Origin of the sequence: Flavobacterium pygoscelis, from assembly GCF_023162025.1 — a bacterium.
GTDB lineage: Bacteria > Bacteroidota > Bacteroidia > Flavobacteriales > Flavobacteriaceae > Flavobacterium > Flavobacterium pygoscelis.
The window spans coordinates 490,166-509,148 of record NZ_JALNUB010000001.1; the positions used below are offsets into that span (position 1 = coordinate 490,166).

Sequence of the window (18,983 nt, forward strand, 5' to 3'; positions counted from 1 at the left end):
AATATGACAACAGAAGAATTAACAATTGAAGTTCAAAAAGCATTAGAAGAAATTAGACCTTTTTTGGTTTCTGACGGCGGTGATATTACATTAATCTCTATCGAGGACGGCAAGCATGTAAAAGTGCGTCTTGAAGGGGCTTGTACTAGTTGTAGTGTAAATCAAATGACATTGAGAGCTGGAGTAGAAACTACTATTAAAAAGTTTGCGCCACAAATAGAAACGGTTGTAAATATTTTATAATTTGTTTATTTGAATTTTATACATTAAAAAATAAAACTTTAAACGCACAACCAATTGATGGATGTATTAATAAAAATTAAAGATAGAGAAGGAGTTGTTCATGAATTACAAGCGCCTACAGATATGGCGATGAATATCATGGAGTTGTGTAAAGCATACGAGTTACCAGTTGAAGGAACTTGTGGCGGAATGGCAATGTGTGCTTCTTGTCAGTGTTATGTTTTAAACGATGTAGCATTACCAGAAATGGGTGATGATGAAGAAGCGATGCTCTCCGAAGCATTTTATGTAAAATCAAATAGTCGTTTGGGTTGTCAAATCCCGATTACTGAAAGTCTAGAAGGTTTAGAGTTAGAACTAGCTCCAGAAAATTAAATAAAAAATCCCGATATTTATCGGGATTTTTTTTGCTTTATTAATAAGCATATTATCTAATATTGAATGACTTATTTGAATGCTGGAATTCCAGTTATATCCATTCCTGTAATCAATAAGTGAATATCATGTGTTCCTTCGTAAGTAATTACAGACTCTAAGTTCATCATGTGACGCATAATCGAGTATTCTCCTGTAATTCCCATTCCGCCTAACATTTGTCTTGCTTCACGAGCGATATGAATGGCCATATCTACATTGTTTCTTTTAGCCATTGAAATTTGTGCTGTTGTAGCTCTTCCTTCATTTCTTAACACTCCTAATCTCCAAGTTAGCAATTGTGCTTTTGTGATTTCAGTAATCATTTCGGCTAATTTCTTTTGTTGTAATTGTGTTCCTGCGATAGGCTTATCAAACTGAATTCTTTCTTTTGCATAACGTAAAGCAGTATCATAACAATCCATAGCAGCACCAATAGCACCCCAAGCAATTCCGTAACGAGCAGAATCAAGACAACCAAGTGGCGCACCTAATCCCGATTTGTTTGGTAATAAATTCTCTTTTGGTACTTTGACATTGTCAAAAATTAATTCTCCTGTTGAGGAAGCACGAAGCGACCATTTATTATGTGTTTCTGGAGTAGAAAATCCTTCCATTCCTCTTTCTACAATCAAACCGTGTATTCTACCTTCTTCATTTTTAGCCCAAACTATGGCAATATCTGCGAAAGGTGCATTAGAAATCCACATTTTGGCACCATTTAGCAAATAATGATCACCCATATCTTTAAAATTGGTAATCATGCTTCCTGGATCAGAACCATAATTAGGTTCTGTTAATCCAAAACATCCCATGAATTCGCCCGTAGCTAATTTGGGTAAATATTTCATTCTTTGTTCTTCATTTCCGTATTTCCAAATAGGATACATGACCAATGAAGATTGTACAGAAGAGGTAGAACGAACACCAGAATCTCCGCGTTCAATTTCTTGCATGATCAATCCGTATGATATTTGGTCTAATCCAGCTCCTCCATATTCTTCAGGAATATAAGGGCCAAATCCGCCAATTTCGCCCAAACCTTTTATGATTTGTTTCGGAAATTCTGCTCTTTGAGCAAAATCTTCTATAATAGGCGATACTTCTTTCTTAACCCAAGCACGCGCAGAATCACGAACTAATTTGTGCTCTTCTGTTAGTAAATCGTCTAGGTTGTAATAATCAGGGGATTGAAATAAATCTGGTTTCATGTTAGCTAATTTTAAAAGAACAAATCTACACAAAGAAATATAACAAATGCATTAACAAATGTTATATTTTTTCTATTTTGTGAAAAACATAGCTTTTTTAAGCTTGTACGAAGCTATTTGAAAATTGCTATATATAAATGTAGTGAATTTTAAATTTTAAAAAATCTTCTCCTAATAAAAAAATAGAAGTTGTTTTTAATTATAGTGGTTGAATAATTTCATTATTGGATTTCTAGAGTAAGCGATTGATGCTAAAAAAATAAATTATTCTTTAATTTTATATAATAGATTATTGCTATTGCTGACATTTTTAAAAATATTGAAATTTTTATTCTCAATTGTTCATCTATTAATTTTACATTTGGGTTTTAATTTTTTTAAACCAAACCTGAAATGCGTTATCTATTTTATTGTTTTTTTTTAATGATAACGGTATCGTATTCCCAAAGCAAATCTAATTTGTCAGAGCAGGAATATACGATTATTAAAAATAAAATTAGATTGTTATCAAGTTCTAATATTGATAGCGCTTTTATTTATACCGATAAATTAGAAACTTCTAATAATCATTTGCATCAAGCTTTTGCTCAAGGAACCAAATCCTACTTGTATCAAATTAAGGGTGATGTTCAGAACTCAAAATTCTCATTGGATAGAGCCTATGAAAGTTTAAAAAAGATTTCTTCTTCTAAAGATAAAATAGAAATGAATGCCTATTTGCTAAATTGTGGCGGTTTAAGTTCTTGGAAAAGAGGTGATTTTAGCCATGCATTAGATCAGTTTCAAGAAGGGAGAAAATTGTCTATCAGTATCAATGATCGTGTACAAGCACTCAAATTTAATATAAACATAGGCTTAATAAATAATGAGGTAGGAAATTATAAAGAAGCTATTTCTATTTCTAAACAATCAGACCTGATGATTGATAAAATGCGATATCTATTTTCAGATGAGCAATTTAATATGTATAAAAGTGCAATAAATTTGAATTTAGGTAAATATTATGAGGATTTCTACAAAAGTAAAATAGATAAAACCGAATATTTAGATTCTGCTCAATTTTATTATGTTAAAGCTATTATTTATTCTAAATCTTTAGATTATAATAAAATGTTAGCTCAGATGAATTTAGCAAATATTTATTACCTCAAGAAAAATTTTTCAGAAGCCGAAAAAGGATATCAAAGTATTTTGAATAGCTCAAAAGAAAATGGTTTTTTTCTTGAATATTCTAAGATCATATATAATCTAGGAGATTTGTATTATTATAAAAAAGAATACAAACAATCTCTAGTGTATTTTAAAAAAGTAGATTCAATTTATTATGCCGATAAAGCGAATCCCATAGAATTCCTAAAATCTAATTATTATCAAGCTAAAATATACCAAGCTCTAAAAAATCAAGAAGAGGCGGCTAAATATTCGGAAATATATTTAGAAAACTATGAAAAAAATGAATTTAAGCTGAATAAAGAAATAGCTGAAGTTAATTTTAAAAAGAGTAAGGAACAATTAAAAACGGAAATGAAAATTATTCAAGAAGACTATAAATACAAAAAGAATCTTACTATTTTGGTTGTTTTAGTTTTATGTGTTTTAGTTGTTTTTTTAGGTTTTCTTGCAGTAAGAGGTTTCAAAAAGAAAAAAATAGCGGAACGTAAAGTAGCTGATTTGATTGAGGAATACAGAATGAATAGAATTAATTCAGAGAAAGAAATTATAATCAATCAAGAAATTGTCAAAAACACTTCTACTGTAATTAGTATTGAAAAAGAAAATGAAATTTTAGAAAAATTAAAATTTTTAGAAAAAAAATTAGAATATTTAAAACCTGATTTTACCCAACAATCTGCCGCAAAAAAAATCAAAACTAACACCTCTTATCTTTCTAGCGTAGTTAATAATCATTATAATAAAACGTTTAGTGAGTATTTAAATGAACTTAGAATAAATTATGTAATTGAGGAAATGATTTCTAATGCAACTTATAGAAAATATTCTACTCAAGCAATTGCGGAAAGTGTAGGATTTAAAAATGCCGTTTCATTTACAAAATCCTTTAATAAACGAACAGGAGTTACACCGATTCAATTTATTAAAGGACTTGAAAAAGAAATTGTTTAATTCGTTAAAAATTAGTTAGATTTAATCAAGATTTCTTACTGTAAAAGTTTTTACGTGTAATGAATACTTTTAGTTTTCCATCATTAATTAAAAAATAATATTATTACAGAGAATATATAATAATGACATTCAGAACCGACAAAAAAATAAAGGGTTTTGTGTTTCCATTTTTTTGCTCTTCAATATTAATTTTGAAAACTTTCTTTTATTACATTCTCTTTAAAATTTAGTTTCCTCCTATTAATATTTAAAAAATCCATCATATGATTGGTTTTGTTATTTTGAATTCCATAATTATTTGACATTATCACCGTAATCTACATTAACATTATATTTCATGATGTTAATACAATAAATAACAACTTCATTTTGAGTTTCATTTTTTAAGTTTTGATTTGTTTTTTACAAGTATTCTCATGATGTTGCCAAAATTTATATTTATAAATTGGTTTAATCAACTTCATAATAATTGTATTAGAGTTTTAATTTTCATAGTGCCTTTTGAACTTAATCTTCTATTTTTATTACTGTATTTTAATGAAAAAATAGAAAGATTATTAAATTTTTTCAAATTACTGGTTTTAAAGACTGCTTTATTTTTTATTATTTTTATCTACTATGTTTTTACCCGCAAGTAATTGTATTTCAAATATTTAATAGTATTATTGCAGTATGATAATTTATAAATTGTAAGTGTGAAATTGTTGAATTATTGGCATAAATAGATTTAGCAAAACAAAAAAACTTCATATTTGTAAAAAGCATTGTATCAATCTATTTTTTTTGACAGAGAATAATATGATAAATTTAGTTGAAAAGTATTTAGAAAGAAATAATTATTCGCAAGAGAAATTAGAATTTGAGGATTTATTTCAGTCTCATCCTAATTTTCCAAGTTTGTTTGCGATAACGGATTCATTAGCCTTACTTTCTATCCCCAATAAAGTAGATACTATCCCTAAAGAAAACTTTAATGAATTACCTGATTCTTTTTTGGCTGTATTCAAACAAAGTTTAGTTTTAGTTTCTAAAACTTTAAGTAGCCTTGTTTTTCTTAATGTTAAGGGAGAAAAAAAGCATTTGACCTTCGATGAATTTATAGAGGGCTGGAGCGGTTTAGTTATTGTCATTGAGCCAAACGAGATTATTTTAAACCAAAAATCTAATGTTCATGTCAAGTTACTCCAATGTATTGTTCCCGTTTTATTAATAATTGCAATTTCTTTTTTCTACAATAAATATACTTTTTATGATTACTTTCTACTTTCAACAAGTATTGTAGGACTGTTTTTCAGCACTCTTATCACTCAAGAAAAATTGGGATACCAAAATGAGTTGATCTCTAAATTTTGTAATGAAAGTTCGAATACTTCGTGTACATCCCCTATCAAGTCTAAAAACAGAACGATAAGAAAGTGGCTAAATTACTCTGATTTGCCAATGCTTTTTTTTAGTATAAACCTTTTGTCAATAGTTTTAGAACCCACAAATTCATGTGTTTTAATTGGAGCACTTAGTCTCTTTGCTATTCCATTAATAGTTTATAGATTATGGATAAGAAGATTAATATTAGAAAAATGGTGTGTTTTGTGTTTAGTTGTGGCGTCTATTATTTTAATCCAAGGTTTAGCTTGGTTTTTTGTAACGGAAGCTTTTAATTTAGAGACTATTTTGTTTCCTTTTGCCTATATTATTTCCTTAATATTTATTTCCTCTTTTTGGATAGTTATTAAACCAATTTTAGAAAATATTATTGAAGGTAAAAAATCTATAAAGGAGCTTAAAAAATTTAAGCGGAATTATATGATATTTGATTTTTTACTACAAGATGTACCAACATTAAAAGGATTTGAAGTTTTGCAAGGATTAACTTTTGGTAATAAAGAAGCCTCTGTTCAACTTACTTTGATTCTTAGCCCTAATTCTAGCCTTTGTCATGCAGCCTTTAAAGATGGGCTTGATTTAGTAAAGAAATATCCAAAAAAGATCTTTTTAAATGTTTTGTTCAATGTTAATCCGTTTAATAACGATAATCCCTATACTATTGTTGTCGAGAGTTTGCTCGCTATTAATGATGTTAATCCGGATAGGATGCATGAAGCGATTACCGATTGGCATTTGAAACAAATTGGATTAAAAGAATGGAAAATTAAATGGGGAGTAGAAACTATAACCACAAAATTTAAAGATGAAATCCAAAAGCAGTACGATTGGTGTCTTCAAAATAAATTTAATTATTCCCCAGTCAAAATTGTAAATAATAAATTATTGCCTTCTGGTTATGAAATAAATGAATTGAAGTATTTTTTTAATGATTTTGAAATGGAAAGAGAGTTTTATCAATTGGCTAATTTAACTCAAGAAGTCAGAGCGTAGTATTATAATTTTAAAGTATTTGAGATTGTTAGAAAGAATATTATATCAGTTTAAAGATATTCTGAAGGCGGATTAAAATTTCAAATAAAAATCCTTAGTTAGTTCAATATATTCTGGCGTGTAAGCGTGTCTAGCAGTTTCAATAATTAATTCATCAATAACGAAATCTAAAATTTCTTTACGGCTAAATGCCAATAAAGTACGCTTGGTTTCAGAAGTTGGTGTTCCTTTTACACGCGTAATTTTGAAAGGATATAATTCATATTCTTTGGCTAAAGCCAAAAAACTACGCTCTTCTTTAAAGGGTATAATTACTGAAAAAACTCCATTTTCAGATAATAGTAAATCAGCAGCTTCGATTAAATCTTCAAAAGGCATGGCTTCTTGAAAACGAGCTAAAGCACGTTGCTCATTATCCGATTTGTAATCTTCACTGTAAAATGGAGGATTAGAAATAATTAGGTCATATTCGTCTTCTGGCTCTTCGATAAATTCATCTAAACCTGCATGATAGCAAAATAAACGATCACTCCAAGGGGAATTTTCAAAGTTATCTACAGATTGCTCATAAGCATTTTCGTCAATTTCTAAAGCGTCAATTTGCTCTGCATGGCTTCTTTGTGCAAGCATTAGGGCGATAACTCCTGTTCCTGTTCCAATATCTAAAATACTATAAGGATTGTTGCTTATTGGTGTCCAAGCACCAAGCAAAACACCATCAGTCCCGATTTTCATCGCGCAGCGGTCTTGATTTACAGAAAATTGTTTGAATTGAAACAAAGTGATTGAATATTGAGGATTAATAGATAGTGACCCGAGCGTTAGCGAACTGGCAAAGCATTTTAGATTTTATAAAACAAATTGCTACTAACGATCCAGTTGTCATTTTCTCTAAAGATACATTTCAATAAGTCCCTCAGGTAAATCCATGATTACTTTTTTGTTTTCTCGGTCAATTTTCACCAAGAAATGATCAATCATAGGGATAAGAATTTCAACTTCACCATTTAAAACTTCAAAAAGAGGTTGGGCTGTAGTGTCATTAATAGATTCGATTTTGCCAACTACACCAAGGCGTTTGTCTTCGACTTCAAAGCCTATTACTTCGTGAAAGTAGAACTTGTTACCTGTAAGTTTAGGCAACATTTTTAATGGAAGATACAAGTCGTTGCCTATTACAGCATCAGCGTCTTCTTCGGTATTCATATCCTCAAATCGGATTCTGAGGAAATCATTCTTGTGCAAAGAGCTACTTTCAATAAAAAATGGAACCAAGTGTTTGTTGCATTCAACAAACACTGATTCCAAATTTTGATATAACTCAGGTTCGTCCGTATCTAAATAGGCAAGAACTTCCCCTTTGAAACTAAATTTTTTAGCGATTTTACCTAAATAGAAACAATCTTCTTTACGCATTTCTCGCTATTAAAATTATGCTTCAGTTGTTTCGTTATTTTCTTCTGTAGCAGGAGTTTCTTCAGCCGCAGCTTCAACTTCTTCTTCTACAGCTGGAGTTGCAGCAGCAATAGCATCTGCTTCAGCTTGTGCAGCTGCAGCTAAACGTTTTGCATTTACATCTTGTTCTGCTTTAAAAGCTTTTGCTTTAACATCAGCTTGTGCTTTAGTTAAACCATCTTTCTTAGCATCAACTTTTCCAGATTTTGCGTCTAACCAAGTCGCCAATTTTGCGTCAGCTTGTTCTTGAGTTAAAGCTCCTTTACGGATACCACCATCAAGGTGATGTTTCAATAAAGCTCCTTTGTAAGAAAGAATCGCTTTTGCAGTATCAGTTGGTTGAGCACCATTGTGCAACCATTTTACTGCAGCATCAAGGTTCAAGTCGATAGTTGCTGGGTTTGTATTTGGATTATAAGTACCAATTTTTTCTAGGTATTTACCATCTCTTTTTGAGCGTGCATCTGCAGCTACAACCCAGTAAAAAGGTTTTCCTTTTTTACCGTGTCTTTGTAATCTAATTTTTACTGACATAATCTTGTGATTAAATTTTGAGGTACTCGACCTCGATTAATTAAGGGTGCAAAGATACATTTTTTATTGATATCTACTAATTCGTGCTGTGTTTTAATTATGAAGGGCTGATTAGTAAAGATCAAGTATTGTTTTTATATTACTTTTTATTTTTAAGTACTCTTACTTTATTTACAGAAGTCTTTTTTGGATTTAGATTTTTTAAATCGTTTTGATAAATCCTACACTCTTAATTTTAAATTGATCTATTTAATAAATGCGATCTTAAATTTAGAACTTGGTTACGCTAAATTATACTTTTCAATATATAAAATTCATCAATAGTTCTTTTTTAATGGTTATAGTTTTTCTAAATTTTTTGTTAAAGATGCTGTGTTTTTCGTATGAATTTAAATAAAAATCATAAATAAGCTAATATATAGTAGATTACGAATTAAATGCACTACATTTGTTGTATTATTTAAATAAGTACATATGAATATTTTTGTTGGAAGCCTTCCATTCAGTATTGAGGAAGCAGATTTAAGAGAGTCTTTCGAGGCTTACGGAGCAGTTGATTCAGTTAAAATTATTACTGATAAATTTACAGGAAGAAGTAAAGGATTCGGTTTTGTTGAAATGGCAAATGATGACGAAGCTCAAAAAGCAATTGACGAATTGAACGGTGCAACTGTTCAAGGACGTGCAATCGTTGTAAACAAATCTGAGCCAAAACCAGAAGGCGAAAGAAGAAGTTTTAACAATAACAGTCGTGGTGGAGATTCACGCGGTGGTTATGGTGGTGGAAACAGCCGTGGTGGAGAAAACCGTGGTGGTGGAAACAGAGGAGGATATTAATATTTTTTTCTACAACTATAAAAAAAGGTGTCAATGCAAATTGACACCTTTTTTGTTTCTATGAATTTAATTTGTCTCGCTAAAACTATTTCGGTTTTAATTCTACTCACTTTCGTGATTTGTAGCGATAGAATGAAATTTATAAAAAACCATCCGAGTAGACGAATGGCTTTTATAATTTAAATATATATTAAAGATTAGCAACCAACCAATCGCCAACTTCGCTAGTTTTGTATGCTTTTACGCCTTTAGCAACTAAATCTTCTGTTACAATTCCTTGTTCTAATGATTTATTAACTACGTTTCTAATGGCTTCAGCTTCTTCTTTCAAACCAAAAGCATCTTCAAACATCATCGCTGCAGAAAGTATTGTCGCCAATGGATTTGCAATATTCAAACCAGTTGCTTGTGGATAGGAACCGTGAATTGGCTCGTATAATGAAGTGTGTTCTCCCACAGATGCTGATGGCATGAGTCCCATAGATCCTGAAATGACTGAGGCTTCGTCTGTTAAGATATCTCCAAATAAATTTTCTGTAATCAATACATCATAAGTGTTGGGCCATTGTACCAATCGCATCGCAACTGCATCTACAAATTCATATGAAACGGTAACTTCGGGATAGTCTTTCTCCATGGCTTGTACTGTTTCTCTCCATAAACGGGAAGTTTCCAAAACATTTGCTTTGTCTACACAACATAATTTTTTAGAACGTGTCATCGCTAGTTCAAATCCTTTCTTAGCTAGTCTTTGTACTTCAGCTCTTGTATACACACAATTGTCATACGCTGTTTCTCCTCCGTCTCTTCGGCCTTTTTCTCCAAAATAAATTCCACCGGTTAATTCTCTTAAGAAGACTAAATCGGTTCCTTCGATACGCTCTCTTTTTAAGGGTGAATTATCGATTAAAGAAGGGAAAGTAAAGGTAGGACGTACATTAGCAAACAAACCTAATTTCTTTCGCATTAACAATAATCCTTGTTCTGGTCTTACCTTGGCTGTTGGATCATTATCATATTTTGGATGGCCAATGGCTCCAAACAAAACGGCATCTGAAGCCATACAAATTTGATGAGTTTCGTCAGGATAAGGTACACCAACAGCATCAATGGCGCAAGCTCCTGTTAAGGCAGGTGTCCAAATAATTTCATGATTGAATTTTTTTGCAATAGCATCAGATACTTTTACAGCTTCATTTATGACCTCTGGTCCAATTCCGTCTCCGGCTAAAAGCGCTATTTTAAATTTCATGCTGGTGTAGTTTAGGTTTAGTTAATAGTTTTTGTCGTAAAGAATTTACTCTCGCTCATAATTTAGTTTCTCTAAGCGTATTTCCATATAATTTCCTTGCTTTTTTTGATCTTTATAGTATTCTGCAATCCCAACATAACCAGTTTTTGCAGGAAAAATGCTAATTGTACTATTATCATTACTGATGTTCATTTTTTGGACTACTTGTTTTTTAGATTTATAATAATAGTTTAGGATGTTTAATTCCAGATCTTTATCATCAGTTTTGTCAAAAAAGAAATAAGCTCTACCAGTTGTATCTGGTAAACGTTGTGAGAAATCGTATTTGTATCCTTTTGTCTGTTTCACATTATATTCTACTGTTTTTATAGGATTAAAGTCTTTATCCATCATAAATGTATAGAGTTGAGTATAGGTACGATAATTACTTTTTTGCCAATACGACTCCGCGAGAACGAAGAAAGTCCCATCAGGGTTTAAACTAGTTTTTTGAAAAGTTAAATAACCTTCTTTGCTCACTTTTCCACTTTTATTAATTTCTACATCTTTAAATTTTTCATAAGGAAGGTAAGTTTCTCTTGAGAGGGAGTTCGATTTAATATCAAAAACGGTTTGGTTTAAGCCAATTGATGCTAGGCTATTGTAATTATTGTTTTTGTTTTTTTCATAATATTTTCCTCCCATATATAGTAGACCATTTTGAATAAAATGATAATCAAAAATATGAGTATACTTTTCGCTAACTTCAGCAAAAAGTAATTCTTTACCTGTTTTAGAATCTAAAACAATATAATGTACAATTTTATGATTGTTGTCGTTATTTCCTTTGTATGCGTGACCTTCCATCAAAATGTAGTTGTCATCGGTGGCTAAAGTTTTGTATAAAATATATTTATCTTTAAAAACGTGACTACTAGTAAATTCCCAAATCGTTTCATTTTTAGTATCTACGGCATGGATTTTATTATAAAATGGTTCTTTATTACTTGCAAATAGTCTCCTCTCATTGATTAAGAATCCATTTTTACCTAAAGAGGAAGTATTAAATAAAGACCTACTATTGTTTTTATATTCTTTTGATATTGCTTTTATTTCAGGATTGTAAATACCAGTATTAACAATTGTGTTTGTTGTTATATTAAGTGTGGTATAGGCTTTAAAATTTCTAGATCCGCTTATAAAAACATTATAAAAATCAAATCTAAGCAAGCCGTTAGCATAATTAATGTCATCTAAAATTACCTTTGTACTTTTAGCGTTGTCTGCTTTTTTTTGTTTTATTTCTCCTGAACAAATTTTGTTCATGTTTTTATCTAAGACTATATACTTAAAAGCGACATTTAAATTTTCATCTGTATTCATTTCTCGTAATTCTACATAACCAAATAAATCTGTATTTTCGTAAAAAGGATCAAAAGAAACAAAATCACCATCAGCTTGTTTGAGAACGGAGTAGGATTGCCCAAAACTAAATTGAGTTATAAGAATAAATAGAAATATAATTTTTTTCATAAAGTAATTTTTTGTTTTTTTTTCTATTATGATTACTCTCGGTCATAGTTTAGTTTTTCCAAGCGTATTTCCATATGTTTACCACTTTTCTTGGGTTTTTTAAAATATTCTGCAATTGCGACATAACCTGTTTTTGCTGGAAAAACAGAAATTACACTATCATCGTTGGTGATTGGTATTTTTTGAATGACTTCTTTTTTAGATTTATAGTAGTAATTTAAGATGTTTAATTCCAAATCTTTATCGTCGTTTTTGTCAAAAAAGAAATAAGCTCTACCGGTTTTATTTGGTAAAGTTTGAGTAAAATCATATTTATATCCTCTAGTTCGTTTCACATCATATTCAACAGTTTTAGTAGGATTAAAATCTTTATCCAATGAAAAAGTGTAAAGATTGGTATAGGCGCGGTACGTCTTTTTTTGCCAATACGACTCGGCTAAGATTAAGAAAGTGCCATCCGTATTTATTCCTCTTTTTTGGAAATTTAAATATCCTTCTCCTCGAACCTTTCCGTATTTGTTTATTTTTAGATTAGGAAATTCACTGTAAGCTACATATTTATCCTGAATCACTTCTTTTTTTGTAAGATCAATTACGGTTTGATAAATACCTAAAGATTCATCAGAATTATATTGTTCTTTTTTATCTTTCTTGTAATAACAGCCGCCTGTATATAGTTTTTCATCTAATAAATAAATGTATTCGCTGGTGATAGTATATTTACTTGTTTGCGGTAAATAAAGTAACTCTTTTCCGGTCTTAGCATCTAAAATCAAAAAATGAATATCTGCTTTCTTTGATCCTTTTGAAAAGTAACCTTTCAGTACGATGTACTTTTCTGAAGTACTGAAAACGGAATAATTTAAAATATATTTTTTGAATGAACGAGTGCTATTGTATTCCCAGATTTTTTCATTTTTATAATTTACAGCATAATAAGTATCTTTTTCATTTGGCTTACCTAAATCATAAAAATCATCTTTTTCGATTAAAAAGCCAGTATTCTGTAAATCGTAAGTAGTATAGACATAGTTATCTTTTTTTCTATTTTTAAAAGTAAAATCTTGAACTTCGGTATTATACACTCCTTTACTTACAATGACATTTTCTTTAATGTCAACCACTTGATAAGTCTTAAAGAAATAATCTATATTTTGTGCGGAATATTGATAGGAGCCTAATGCGTATACACGTTCCGTGAAATCAAAACGTAAGTAACCATTATTAAAACTAATATCATTTAAATCGCGTTTGGTTGCCTTGGGAGATTGTTTTTCTACAAGATCTCCGCTACATAATTTATTAAAGTTTACATCTAATACAATATATTTAAAGGTGACATTGCGCTGTTCGTCTATATTCATTTTTCGAACCTCGACATATCCGTACAGCGATTCCTTATCGTAAATTGGCTTAAAAGTCATTAGTTCTCCATCAGCTGAATTCAATATTGCGTAAGATTGTGCAAAGCTTACGGTGCTTAAAAGGAAAAGAAAGAATAAGTAAGTATTTTTCATAATTGTGATTAAAGTAATTTTGGATTATAGATTTTTATAGTCAGTTGCTAATTGGGTAAGTTCGCTTAAAGTCAAGTTAGACATAAAGCCGTAATAGTATTGCTGGCTTTTAGTGTGTGCTTTGGGATTTATAGATGGAATATAAGTGTTTATTCTCATTTCCTTTTTTGCTTTAGCCAACGCTTCTAGATTAGCGGCAATGATCTTATTTAAGAAAATGTTTTTTGGATCTTTTTCTTTTTGTTTCAAACAATTGTACAAACTTTCTCCATAGTTTTCAATGTAATAATCATTATAGATCTGCTCGTATTCAATTCTTTTTTTTAAGTCAGTAAAGAATATTTTATCAGTATAAAAATCTTTTTTCTTCGTTCCAATTTTGCTGCTTATTCTTTCTATTCGCTCATCACAATTCGGATGGGTTTTTAGCGAGTCGATATTCCAATTAAAAATATGATCTTTTGAATAATTGTATTTAGAAAAATCTTCCATTACAATCCAATCTTTAAGAAACGGTTGATTTTTGGTAGTAAAATTTTTAACGTAACTTTTTCTACTTAAACTATCTCTTTCTGTATCTGTTTTAGAAAGATGTTTTAATAAATCAACACTTGAGGCAGAATTGTAATTGGTGTTTTTGTAGAAAACTAATCCCAATGAATCAGCTTGAAATTCATGATAACGAGATTTGTACTTGCCGTCGTACACATATTTTTTTACAAGTGCATCCGATTTAGTTTGTTTGTTGTATTTTGATTTTCTAATCTCTTTTTCAGCCTTTTTATTTTCATCACTATTTTGGGCAATGATCGATTTTTGAATACTAGTATCCCGATGATTTAAAACATAATGTGCTATTTCGTGAGACAAAACAAATCCTATTTCTGCTTCGTCATTTAAATATTTTAAAAGTTCCAAATTAAAAATAATAGTACCATCTCCTATGCTAAAAGCGTTCGGTTCTGAATTCCTAGAAAAATAAGCCTGGATTTTTTTATCAGCTAAAACAGGATTGTTGCTGATGATTTCGGTAACAATTTTATCAATGTAGCTTTGTATTTTATCATCAAAGTAGAGTTCTTTTTTGTCAATTTTTCTTTTTATGTATTCAAATTGGTTGCTATAACTTTCTTGAATCTCTTTACTCGTATTACCAGAATAAGCTTTCTTAATTTCTTTAATCTTTAATTTATGACGATTTGAAAATTCTTCGATAAAAAGTTTACGTTTAGAAAAGGAAGTCGTATCAAATGGAGTATAATTTTGGGCGTGACCTGAAATAAATAATAAAATAGAAAGAGTAGTAAAAAAATAGTATTTCATTTGTTAAATTTAGAATTTAAGAGCGCAAATATACTAATGTTTTATTTTTATTAAAATTTAATTAAGATTTTTGCTACAACATTACATTTAGCATTTTTTGTGTAGCAACAATCGCAGCAACGGTTTGGTCAGAGTCTAGTCCTCTTGTTTTAAATTCCTTTCCCTTATTTGTCCATGTAATGATAGTTTCACACAATGCGTCAGAGCTACTTCCTGGCGGGATTCGAACAGCATAATCAATTAATTTTGGTAATTCTAAATCTTTGGTTTTATAAATTTTGGCTAAAGCATTCATAAAAGCATCAAATTGTCCGTCTCCTTGCGCGTGTTCTTCAATAATTTCTCCCTCTATTTTTAAAGACAAAGTGGTCGAAGGGCGCATTCCTTTTGCATGAGATAAAATATACGATTCAACTACAATTCTTTCTTGATAAGTCTGACTGTCTAAAACATCCGATATAATATAAGGTAAATCTTCCTTGGTAACGGTTTCTTTTTTGTCACCCAATTCTATAATTCTTTGTGTTACTAATTTCAAATCTTCGGGATTAAGCTGCAAACCTAATTCTTGCAAATTTTTCTCGATATTGGCTTTCCCTGATGTTTTTCCTAATGCATATTTTCGTTGCCTGCCAAAGCGTTCAGGAAGCAAATCATTAAAATATAAATTGTTTTTGTTGTCGCCATCCGCATGAATTCCTGCTGTTTGAGTAAAAACATTATCACCAACAATAGGTTTGTTAGCTGGAATTCTATAGCCTGTAAATGTCTCTACCAATTTACTCACAGAGTACAAAGAACACTCTTTTACACTCATTTCTATTTCTGGCATAAAGTCATTGATAACCGCAACAGTACTTTCAAGAGGAGCATTTCCAGCACGTTCTCCCATCCCGTTTACCGTTACGTGAAGACCATTTATCCCCGCTTTTACAGCTTCCATCACATTAGCAATACTTAAATCATAATCATTGTGTGCATGAAAATCAAAATGAGTATCAGGATATCTTGTCGTTATTTGAGAAATAAAACTGAAAGTTTCTGAAGGAATAAGAACGCCTAAAGTATCAGGAAGTAAGATACGTTTTACTGGTTGTTGCGTCAAAAAATCTAAATACTGAAAAACATATTCCGGTGAATTACGCATTCCGTTGCTCCAGTCTTCTAAATAAACATTAGTGTCAATATTATTTGCTTGAGCCAATGCAATGGTTTGAGCAATCTCCTCAAAATGTTGTTCGGGTGTTTTCTTTAATTGATGCGTTAAATGATTTAGCGAGCCTTTCGTCAATAAATTTTGAACCTTAGCTCCAGAATTCTTCATCCATTCAATAGAAAGGCCACCGTCAACAAAAGTCAAAACCTCAATTCTATTGCTATATCCTTTCTCTTCAGCCCACGCCATAATACCTTTTACACCTTGAAATTCGCCTTCGCTAACACGTGCCGAAGCAATTTCGATTCTGTCAACATTTAATTCTTCGAGTAATAATTGCGCAATGGTTAGTTTTTCTGCAGCCGAGAACGAAACTCCAGAGGTTTGTTCCCCATCTCGAAGTGTCGTATCCATTATTTCAATTTTTCTTTTTTCCATTATGGTTTTCGTATTGACTTATTTTTTTTGGGGCGTGTCACCAATAAAAAAACGGCAAAAGCCACATTATCGTTAGCCGTTTTTTATTGCTGTCGGGCTTTCCGCTACAATCTTTTTTATAAAATTTGCCGAAAGGCTGCATTTTATAAAAAAGGATTTCTACTGCAATCCCTCACGCGAGCTCGTAACAGCATAACAAATCCAGATTTATTATTTTTATTGAGTAATAAAACACCACTATTTATTCCTTTATAATTGATTTGTTATTTTTAAAAAGCAATCAATTTATTAGTCAACAAGGCAAGAGATAGATAGTAAATAGTGCTGCTTTGTAATTTTTAGTACGGCAGTTTATCCGCAAATTCTACTATTTCCTCTTTTATGTTTTGTAGATAATCAATATCATCAAAACCATTAATCATATTTTCTTTCTTATAACCAGAGAGGTCAAACGTTTCTGTTTCCCCTGTTTGTAGTATTTTAATTGTTTGCTCAGGAAGGTTTATTTCGAATGCTGTTTTAGGATCAGCTTCAATTGCAGCAAAAATTTTATTAGAAAACTCAGGGCTTACTTGAACGGGCAAAACACCAATATTCAAACAATTTCCTTTAAAGATATCAGCAAAAAAAGAGGAGACAACGGCTCTAAAACCATAATCGTAAACCGCCCAAGCAGCATGCTCACGAGAAGAACCCGAGCCAAAGTTTTTTCCGCCAACAAGAATTTTTCCGGAGTAAGTTGGATTGTTCAAAACGAAATCTGCTTTTTTCGATCCATCTGGATGGTATCGCCAATCCCGGAAAAGATTATCTCCAAAACCGACACGCTCTGTTGCTTTCAAGAAACGAGCTGGAATAATTTGATCTGTATCTACGTTTTCTATTGGTAACGGCACTGCGCTACTGGTAAGAATATTAAATTTATCGTAAGCCATGGGAATTTTAGATTTTAGATTAACGATTTTAGATTGTTGATTTCTGCGAAGAGACCTATTTTTAATCGCTATTTTTTATGTAATATATTGTAAAATGTCACTTTAATAAAAAATTTAGTATTCTAACGAAATCTGAAATGCTACGCCAATTCGCTAGCGCTCGGGTCAAAAATCGTTAATCTACATTCTTAAATCTTTTAAAAAAGCTCTCTTGGATCGGTCAATTTTCCTGTAACTGCCGCTGCTGCTGCCATAATTGGACTTGCTAATAAGGTTCTTGAACCCGGACCTTGACGACCTTCAAAGTTTCTGTTTGAAGTACTTACTGCATATTTTCCAGCAGGAACTTTATCATCGTTCATCGCTAAACAAGCTGAACAACCTGGCTGACGTAATACAAAACCTGCTGCTGTTAAAGTGTCTAGTAAACCTTCTTCTTTTATTTGAGCTTCAACAACATGTGAACCGGGAACTAACCATGCGGTTACATTATCTGCTTTTTTATGACCTTTTACAATTTCTGTAAAAGCTCTAAAATCTTCAATACGTCCGTTGGTGCAACTTCCTAAGAAAACAAAATCAATTGGTTTGCCAATCATGACATCATTTTCTTCGAAGCCCATATAGGCTAATGATTTTTTATAGGTTTCTTCCCCGCCTTCTACTTGGTTGGCTTTTGGAATGTTTTTTGAGATACCAATTCCCATTCCCGGATTTGTGCCATAAGTAATCATGGGTTCGATATCTTCTGCTTTAATGTTTAATTCTTTATCAAAAATTGCATCAGCATCAGTTTTTAAAGTTTTCCAGTATTCAACTGCTTTGATCCACGCTTCTCCTTTTGGAGCATATAATCGTCCTTCAAGGAAATCGAATGTTTTTTGGTCAGGAGCAATCATTCCACCACGAGCACCCATTTCGATACTTAAATTACAAACCGTCATCCTACCTTCCATAGACATGTCTTCAAAAACATTTCCAGCGTATTCAGCAAAATATCCCGTTCCACCAGAAGTGGTCAGTTTAGAAATAATGTAAAGAGCAACATCTTTTGGACCAACACCTTTACTCAAAGTTCCATTTACGTTGATCCGCATTTTCTTTGGTTTAGGTTGCATAATACATTGCGTGGCTAGTACCATTTCTACTTCCGAAGTTCCAATTCCGAAAGCAATCGCTCCAAAAGCACCGTGTGTCGAGGTATGAGAATCTCCGCAAACGATTGTTGCTCCGGGTAATGTAATTCCGTTTTCAGGTCCAACAACGTGAACAATTCCGTTCTTTTGATGTCCTAATCCCCAATGCGAAATGCCGTATTCGGCAGCATTATCTTCTAATGCTTTCAGCTGATTCGCTGATAAAGGGTCTGCAACAGGTAAATGTTGATTTATAGTTGGTGTGTTGTGATCGGCAGTAGCAAAAGTGCGCTCCGGATACAAAACGGTAATTCCTCTTTCTTTTAAACCTAAAAAAGCAACGGGACTCGTAACTTCATGAATAAAATGGCGATCAATGAAAAATACATCTGGTCCATCATCAATTTTTCGCACCACATGCGAATCCCATACTTTATCAAATAATGTAGTACTCATTTTAACTGTTTTTTTAAGTGTATTTCTTGATTTTACAACCCAATTATTTTATGGAATTGTAGTA

The 18,983-nt window shown here is 31.4% G+C and carries 16 protein-coding genes; 5 read left to right on the forward strand and 11 right to left on the reverse strand.

Features of this window, described 5'->3' with window-relative positions:
* The first annotated feature begins 3 nt into the window (after positions 1-3).
* On the forward strand, positions 4-243 hold the full coding sequence (locus tag MW871_RS02125) for a NifU family protein (protein ID WP_188049477.1): 240 nt from the start codon (positions 4-6) through the stop codon (positions 241-243).
* 57 nt (positions 244-300) lie between these two features.
* Positions 301-618, forward strand: coding sequence for a 2Fe-2S iron-sulfur cluster-binding family protein (locus MW871_RS02130; RefSeq protein WP_035668621.1), 318 nt, complete (start codon positions 301-303; stop codon positions 616-618).
* A gap of 71 nt (positions 619-689) precedes the next feature.
* Here MW871_RS02130 and MW871_RS02135 read toward each other — a convergent pair whose 3' ends face one another.
* Entirely contained in the window at positions 690-1,868 is a 1,179-nt protein-coding gene (locus tag MW871_RS02135; RefSeq protein ID WP_188049478.1) for an acyl-CoA dehydrogenase family protein, read from the reverse strand.
* Positions 1,869-2,261: 393 nt separating this feature from the next.
* On the opposite strand from MW871_RS02135, the gene MW871_RS02140 reads away from it, so the two are divergent.
* Together MW871_RS02140 and MW871_RS02145 are read left to right on the forward strand one after the other, a co-directional pair.
* Positions 2,262-3,992: an AraC family transcriptional regulator gene (locus tag MW871_RS02140; protein WP_248427389.1), complete on the forward strand. Its 1,731-nt coding sequence runs from the start codon at positions 2,262-2,264 to the stop codon at positions 3,990-3,992.
* Between the two features lie 798 nt (positions 3,993-4,790).
* Complete coding sequence (locus MW871_RS02145; protein WP_248427390.1) at positions 4,791-6,368, forward strand: vitamin K epoxide reductase family protein; 1,578 nt, start codon at positions 4,791-4,793, stop codon at positions 6,366-6,368.
* 72 nt (positions 6,369-6,440) lie between these two features.
* On the opposite strand, the gene MW871_RS02150 is transcribed toward MW871_RS02145, so the two are convergent.
* The 3 genes from MW871_RS02150 to MW871_RS02160 all read right to left on the reverse strand — a co-directional run bounded on the left by MW871_RS02150 (position 6,441) and on the right by MW871_RS02160 (position 8,357).
* Positions 6,441-7,103 carry a tRNA1(Val) (adenine(37)-N6)-methyltransferase gene (locus MW871_RS02150; RefSeq protein WP_248427391.1) on the reverse strand — a complete coding sequence of 221 codons (663 nt, stop codon included), beginning with the start codon at positions 7,101-7,103 and terminating at the stop codon, positions 6,441-6,443.
* 156 nt (positions 7,104-7,259) lie between these two features.
* Positions 7,260-7,784: a ribosome maturation factor RimM gene (gene rimM / locus MW871_RS02155; RefSeq protein ID WP_210645480.1), complete on the reverse strand. Its 525-nt coding sequence runs from the start codon at positions 7,782-7,784 to the stop codon at positions 7,260-7,262.
* Between the two features lie 15 nt (positions 7,785-7,799).
* On the reverse strand, positions 7,800-8,357 hold the full coding sequence (locus MW871_RS02160; RefSeq protein ID WP_188049482.1) for a 30S ribosomal protein S16: 558 nt from the start codon (positions 8,355-8,357) through the stop codon (positions 7,800-7,802).
* Between the two features lie 474 nt (positions 8,358-8,831).
* Here MW871_RS02160 and MW871_RS02165 point away from each other — a divergent pair, with 474 nt between their 5' ends.
* A complete protein-coding gene (locus tag MW871_RS02165) occupies positions 8,832-9,194 on the forward strand; it encodes an RNA-binding regulator (protein WP_121924530.1) in 363 nt (120 codons plus the stop codon).
* A gap of 190 nt (positions 9,195-9,384) precedes the next feature.
* Here MW871_RS02165 and leuB read toward each other — a convergent pair whose 3' ends face one another.
* The 7 genes from leuB to leuC form a co-directional block, all read right to left on the reverse strand.
* Positions 9,385-10,446, reverse strand: coding sequence for a 3-isopropylmalate dehydrogenase (leuB, locus tag MW871_RS02170; protein ID WP_248427392.1), 1,062 nt, complete (start codon positions 10,444-10,446; stop codon positions 9,385-9,387).
* Positions 10,447-10,491: 45 nt separating this feature from the next.
* Positions 10,492-11,958, reverse strand: a complete 1,467-nt coding sequence (locus MW871_RS02175; RefSeq protein ID WP_248427393.1) for a DUF6770 family protein — start codon at positions 11,956-11,958, stop codon at positions 10,492-10,494.
* A gap of 32 nt (positions 11,959-11,990) precedes the next feature.
* Positions 11,991-13,475: a DUF6770 family protein gene (locus MW871_RS02180; RefSeq protein WP_248427394.1), complete on the reverse strand. Its 1,485-nt coding sequence runs from the start codon at positions 13,473-13,475 to the stop codon at positions 11,991-11,993.
* Between the two features lie 24 nt (positions 13,476-13,499).
* Positions 13,500-14,798, reverse strand: a complete 1,299-nt coding sequence (locus MW871_RS02185; RefSeq protein WP_248427395.1) for a M48 family metalloprotease — start codon at positions 14,796-14,798, stop codon at positions 13,500-13,502.
* A gap of 73 nt (positions 14,799-14,871) precedes the next feature.
* Positions 14,872-16,392: an alpha-isopropylmalate synthase regulatory domain-containing protein gene (locus MW871_RS02190; RefSeq protein ID WP_248427396.1), complete on the reverse strand. Its 1,521-nt coding sequence runs from the start codon at positions 16,390-16,392 to the stop codon at positions 14,872-14,874.
* 338 nt (positions 16,393-16,730) lie between these two features.
* Positions 16,731-17,327 carry a 3-isopropylmalate dehydratase small subunit gene (leuD, locus tag MW871_RS02195; RefSeq protein ID WP_248427397.1) on the reverse strand — a complete coding sequence of 199 codons (597 nt, stop codon included), beginning with the start codon at positions 17,325-17,327 and terminating at the stop codon, positions 16,731-16,733.
* Positions 17,328-17,524: 197 nt separating this feature from the next.
* Positions 17,525-18,919, reverse strand: coding sequence for a 3-isopropylmalate dehydratase large subunit (gene leuC, locus MW871_RS02200; RefSeq protein WP_248427398.1), 1,395 nt, complete (start codon positions 18,917-18,919; stop codon positions 17,525-17,527).
* Between the last annotated feature and the right edge of the window lie 64 nt (positions 18,920-18,983).

Excerpts from the sequence above, each read along its gene's own strand:
- MW871_RS02125 (WP_188049477.1), top strand. The coding sequence starts at position 4 with ATGACAACAGAAGAATTAACAATTGAAGTTCAAAAAGCATTAGAAGAA.
- MW871_RS02130 (WP_035668621.1), top strand. The coding sequence starts at position 301 with ATGGATGTATTAATAAAAATTAAAGATAGAGAAGGAGTTGTTCATGAA.
- MW871_RS02135 (WP_188049478.1), bottom strand. The coding sequence starts at position 1,868 with ATGAAACCAGATTTATTTCAATCCCCTGATTATTACAACCTAGACGAT.
- MW871_RS02140 (WP_248427389.1), top strand. The coding sequence starts at position 2,262 with ATGCGTTATCTATTTTATTGTTTTTTTTTAATGATAACGGTATCGTAT.
- MW871_RS02145 (WP_248427390.1), top strand. The coding sequence starts at position 4,791 with ATGATAAATTTAGTTGAAAAGTATTTAGAAAGAAATAATTATTCGCAA.
- MW871_RS02150 (WP_248427391.1), bottom strand. The coding sequence starts at position 7,103 with ATGAAAATCGGGACTGATGGTGTTTTGCTTGGTGCTTGGACACCAATA.
- rimM (WP_210645480.1), bottom strand. The coding sequence starts at position 7,784 with ATGCGTAAAGAAGATTGTTTCTATTTAGGTAAAATCGCTAAAAAATTT.
- MW871_RS02160 (WP_188049482.1), bottom strand. The coding sequence starts at position 8,357 with ATGTCAGTAAAAATTAGATTACAAAGACACGGTAAAAAAGGAAAACCT.
- MW871_RS02165 (WP_121924530.1), top strand. The coding sequence starts at position 8,832 with ATGAATATTTTTGTTGGAAGCCTTCCATTCAGTATTGAGGAAGCAGAT.
- leuB (WP_248427392.1), bottom strand. The coding sequence starts at position 10,446 with ATGAAATTTAAAATAGCGCTTTTAGCCGGAGACGGAATTGGACCAGAG.
- MW871_RS02175 (WP_248427393.1), bottom strand. The coding sequence starts at position 11,958 with ATGAAAAAAATTATATTTCTATTTATTCTTATAACTCAATTTAGTTTT.
- MW871_RS02180 (WP_248427394.1), bottom strand. The coding sequence starts at position 13,475 with ATGAAAAATACTTACTTATTCTTTCTTTTCCTTTTAAGCACCGTAAGC.
- MW871_RS02185 (WP_248427395.1), bottom strand. The coding sequence starts at position 14,798 with ATGAAATACTATTTTTTTACTACTCTTTCTATTTTATTATTTATTTCA.
- MW871_RS02190 (WP_248427396.1), bottom strand. The coding sequence starts at position 16,392 with ATGGAAAAAAGAAAAATTGAAATAATGGATACGACACTTCGAGATGGG.
- leuD (WP_248427397.1), bottom strand. The coding sequence starts at position 17,327 with ATGGCTTACGATAAATTTAATATTCTTACCAGTAGCGCAGTGCCGTTA.
- leuC (WP_248427398.1), bottom strand. The coding sequence starts at position 18,919 with ATGAGTACTACATTATTTGATAAAGTATGGGATTCGCATGTGGTGCGA.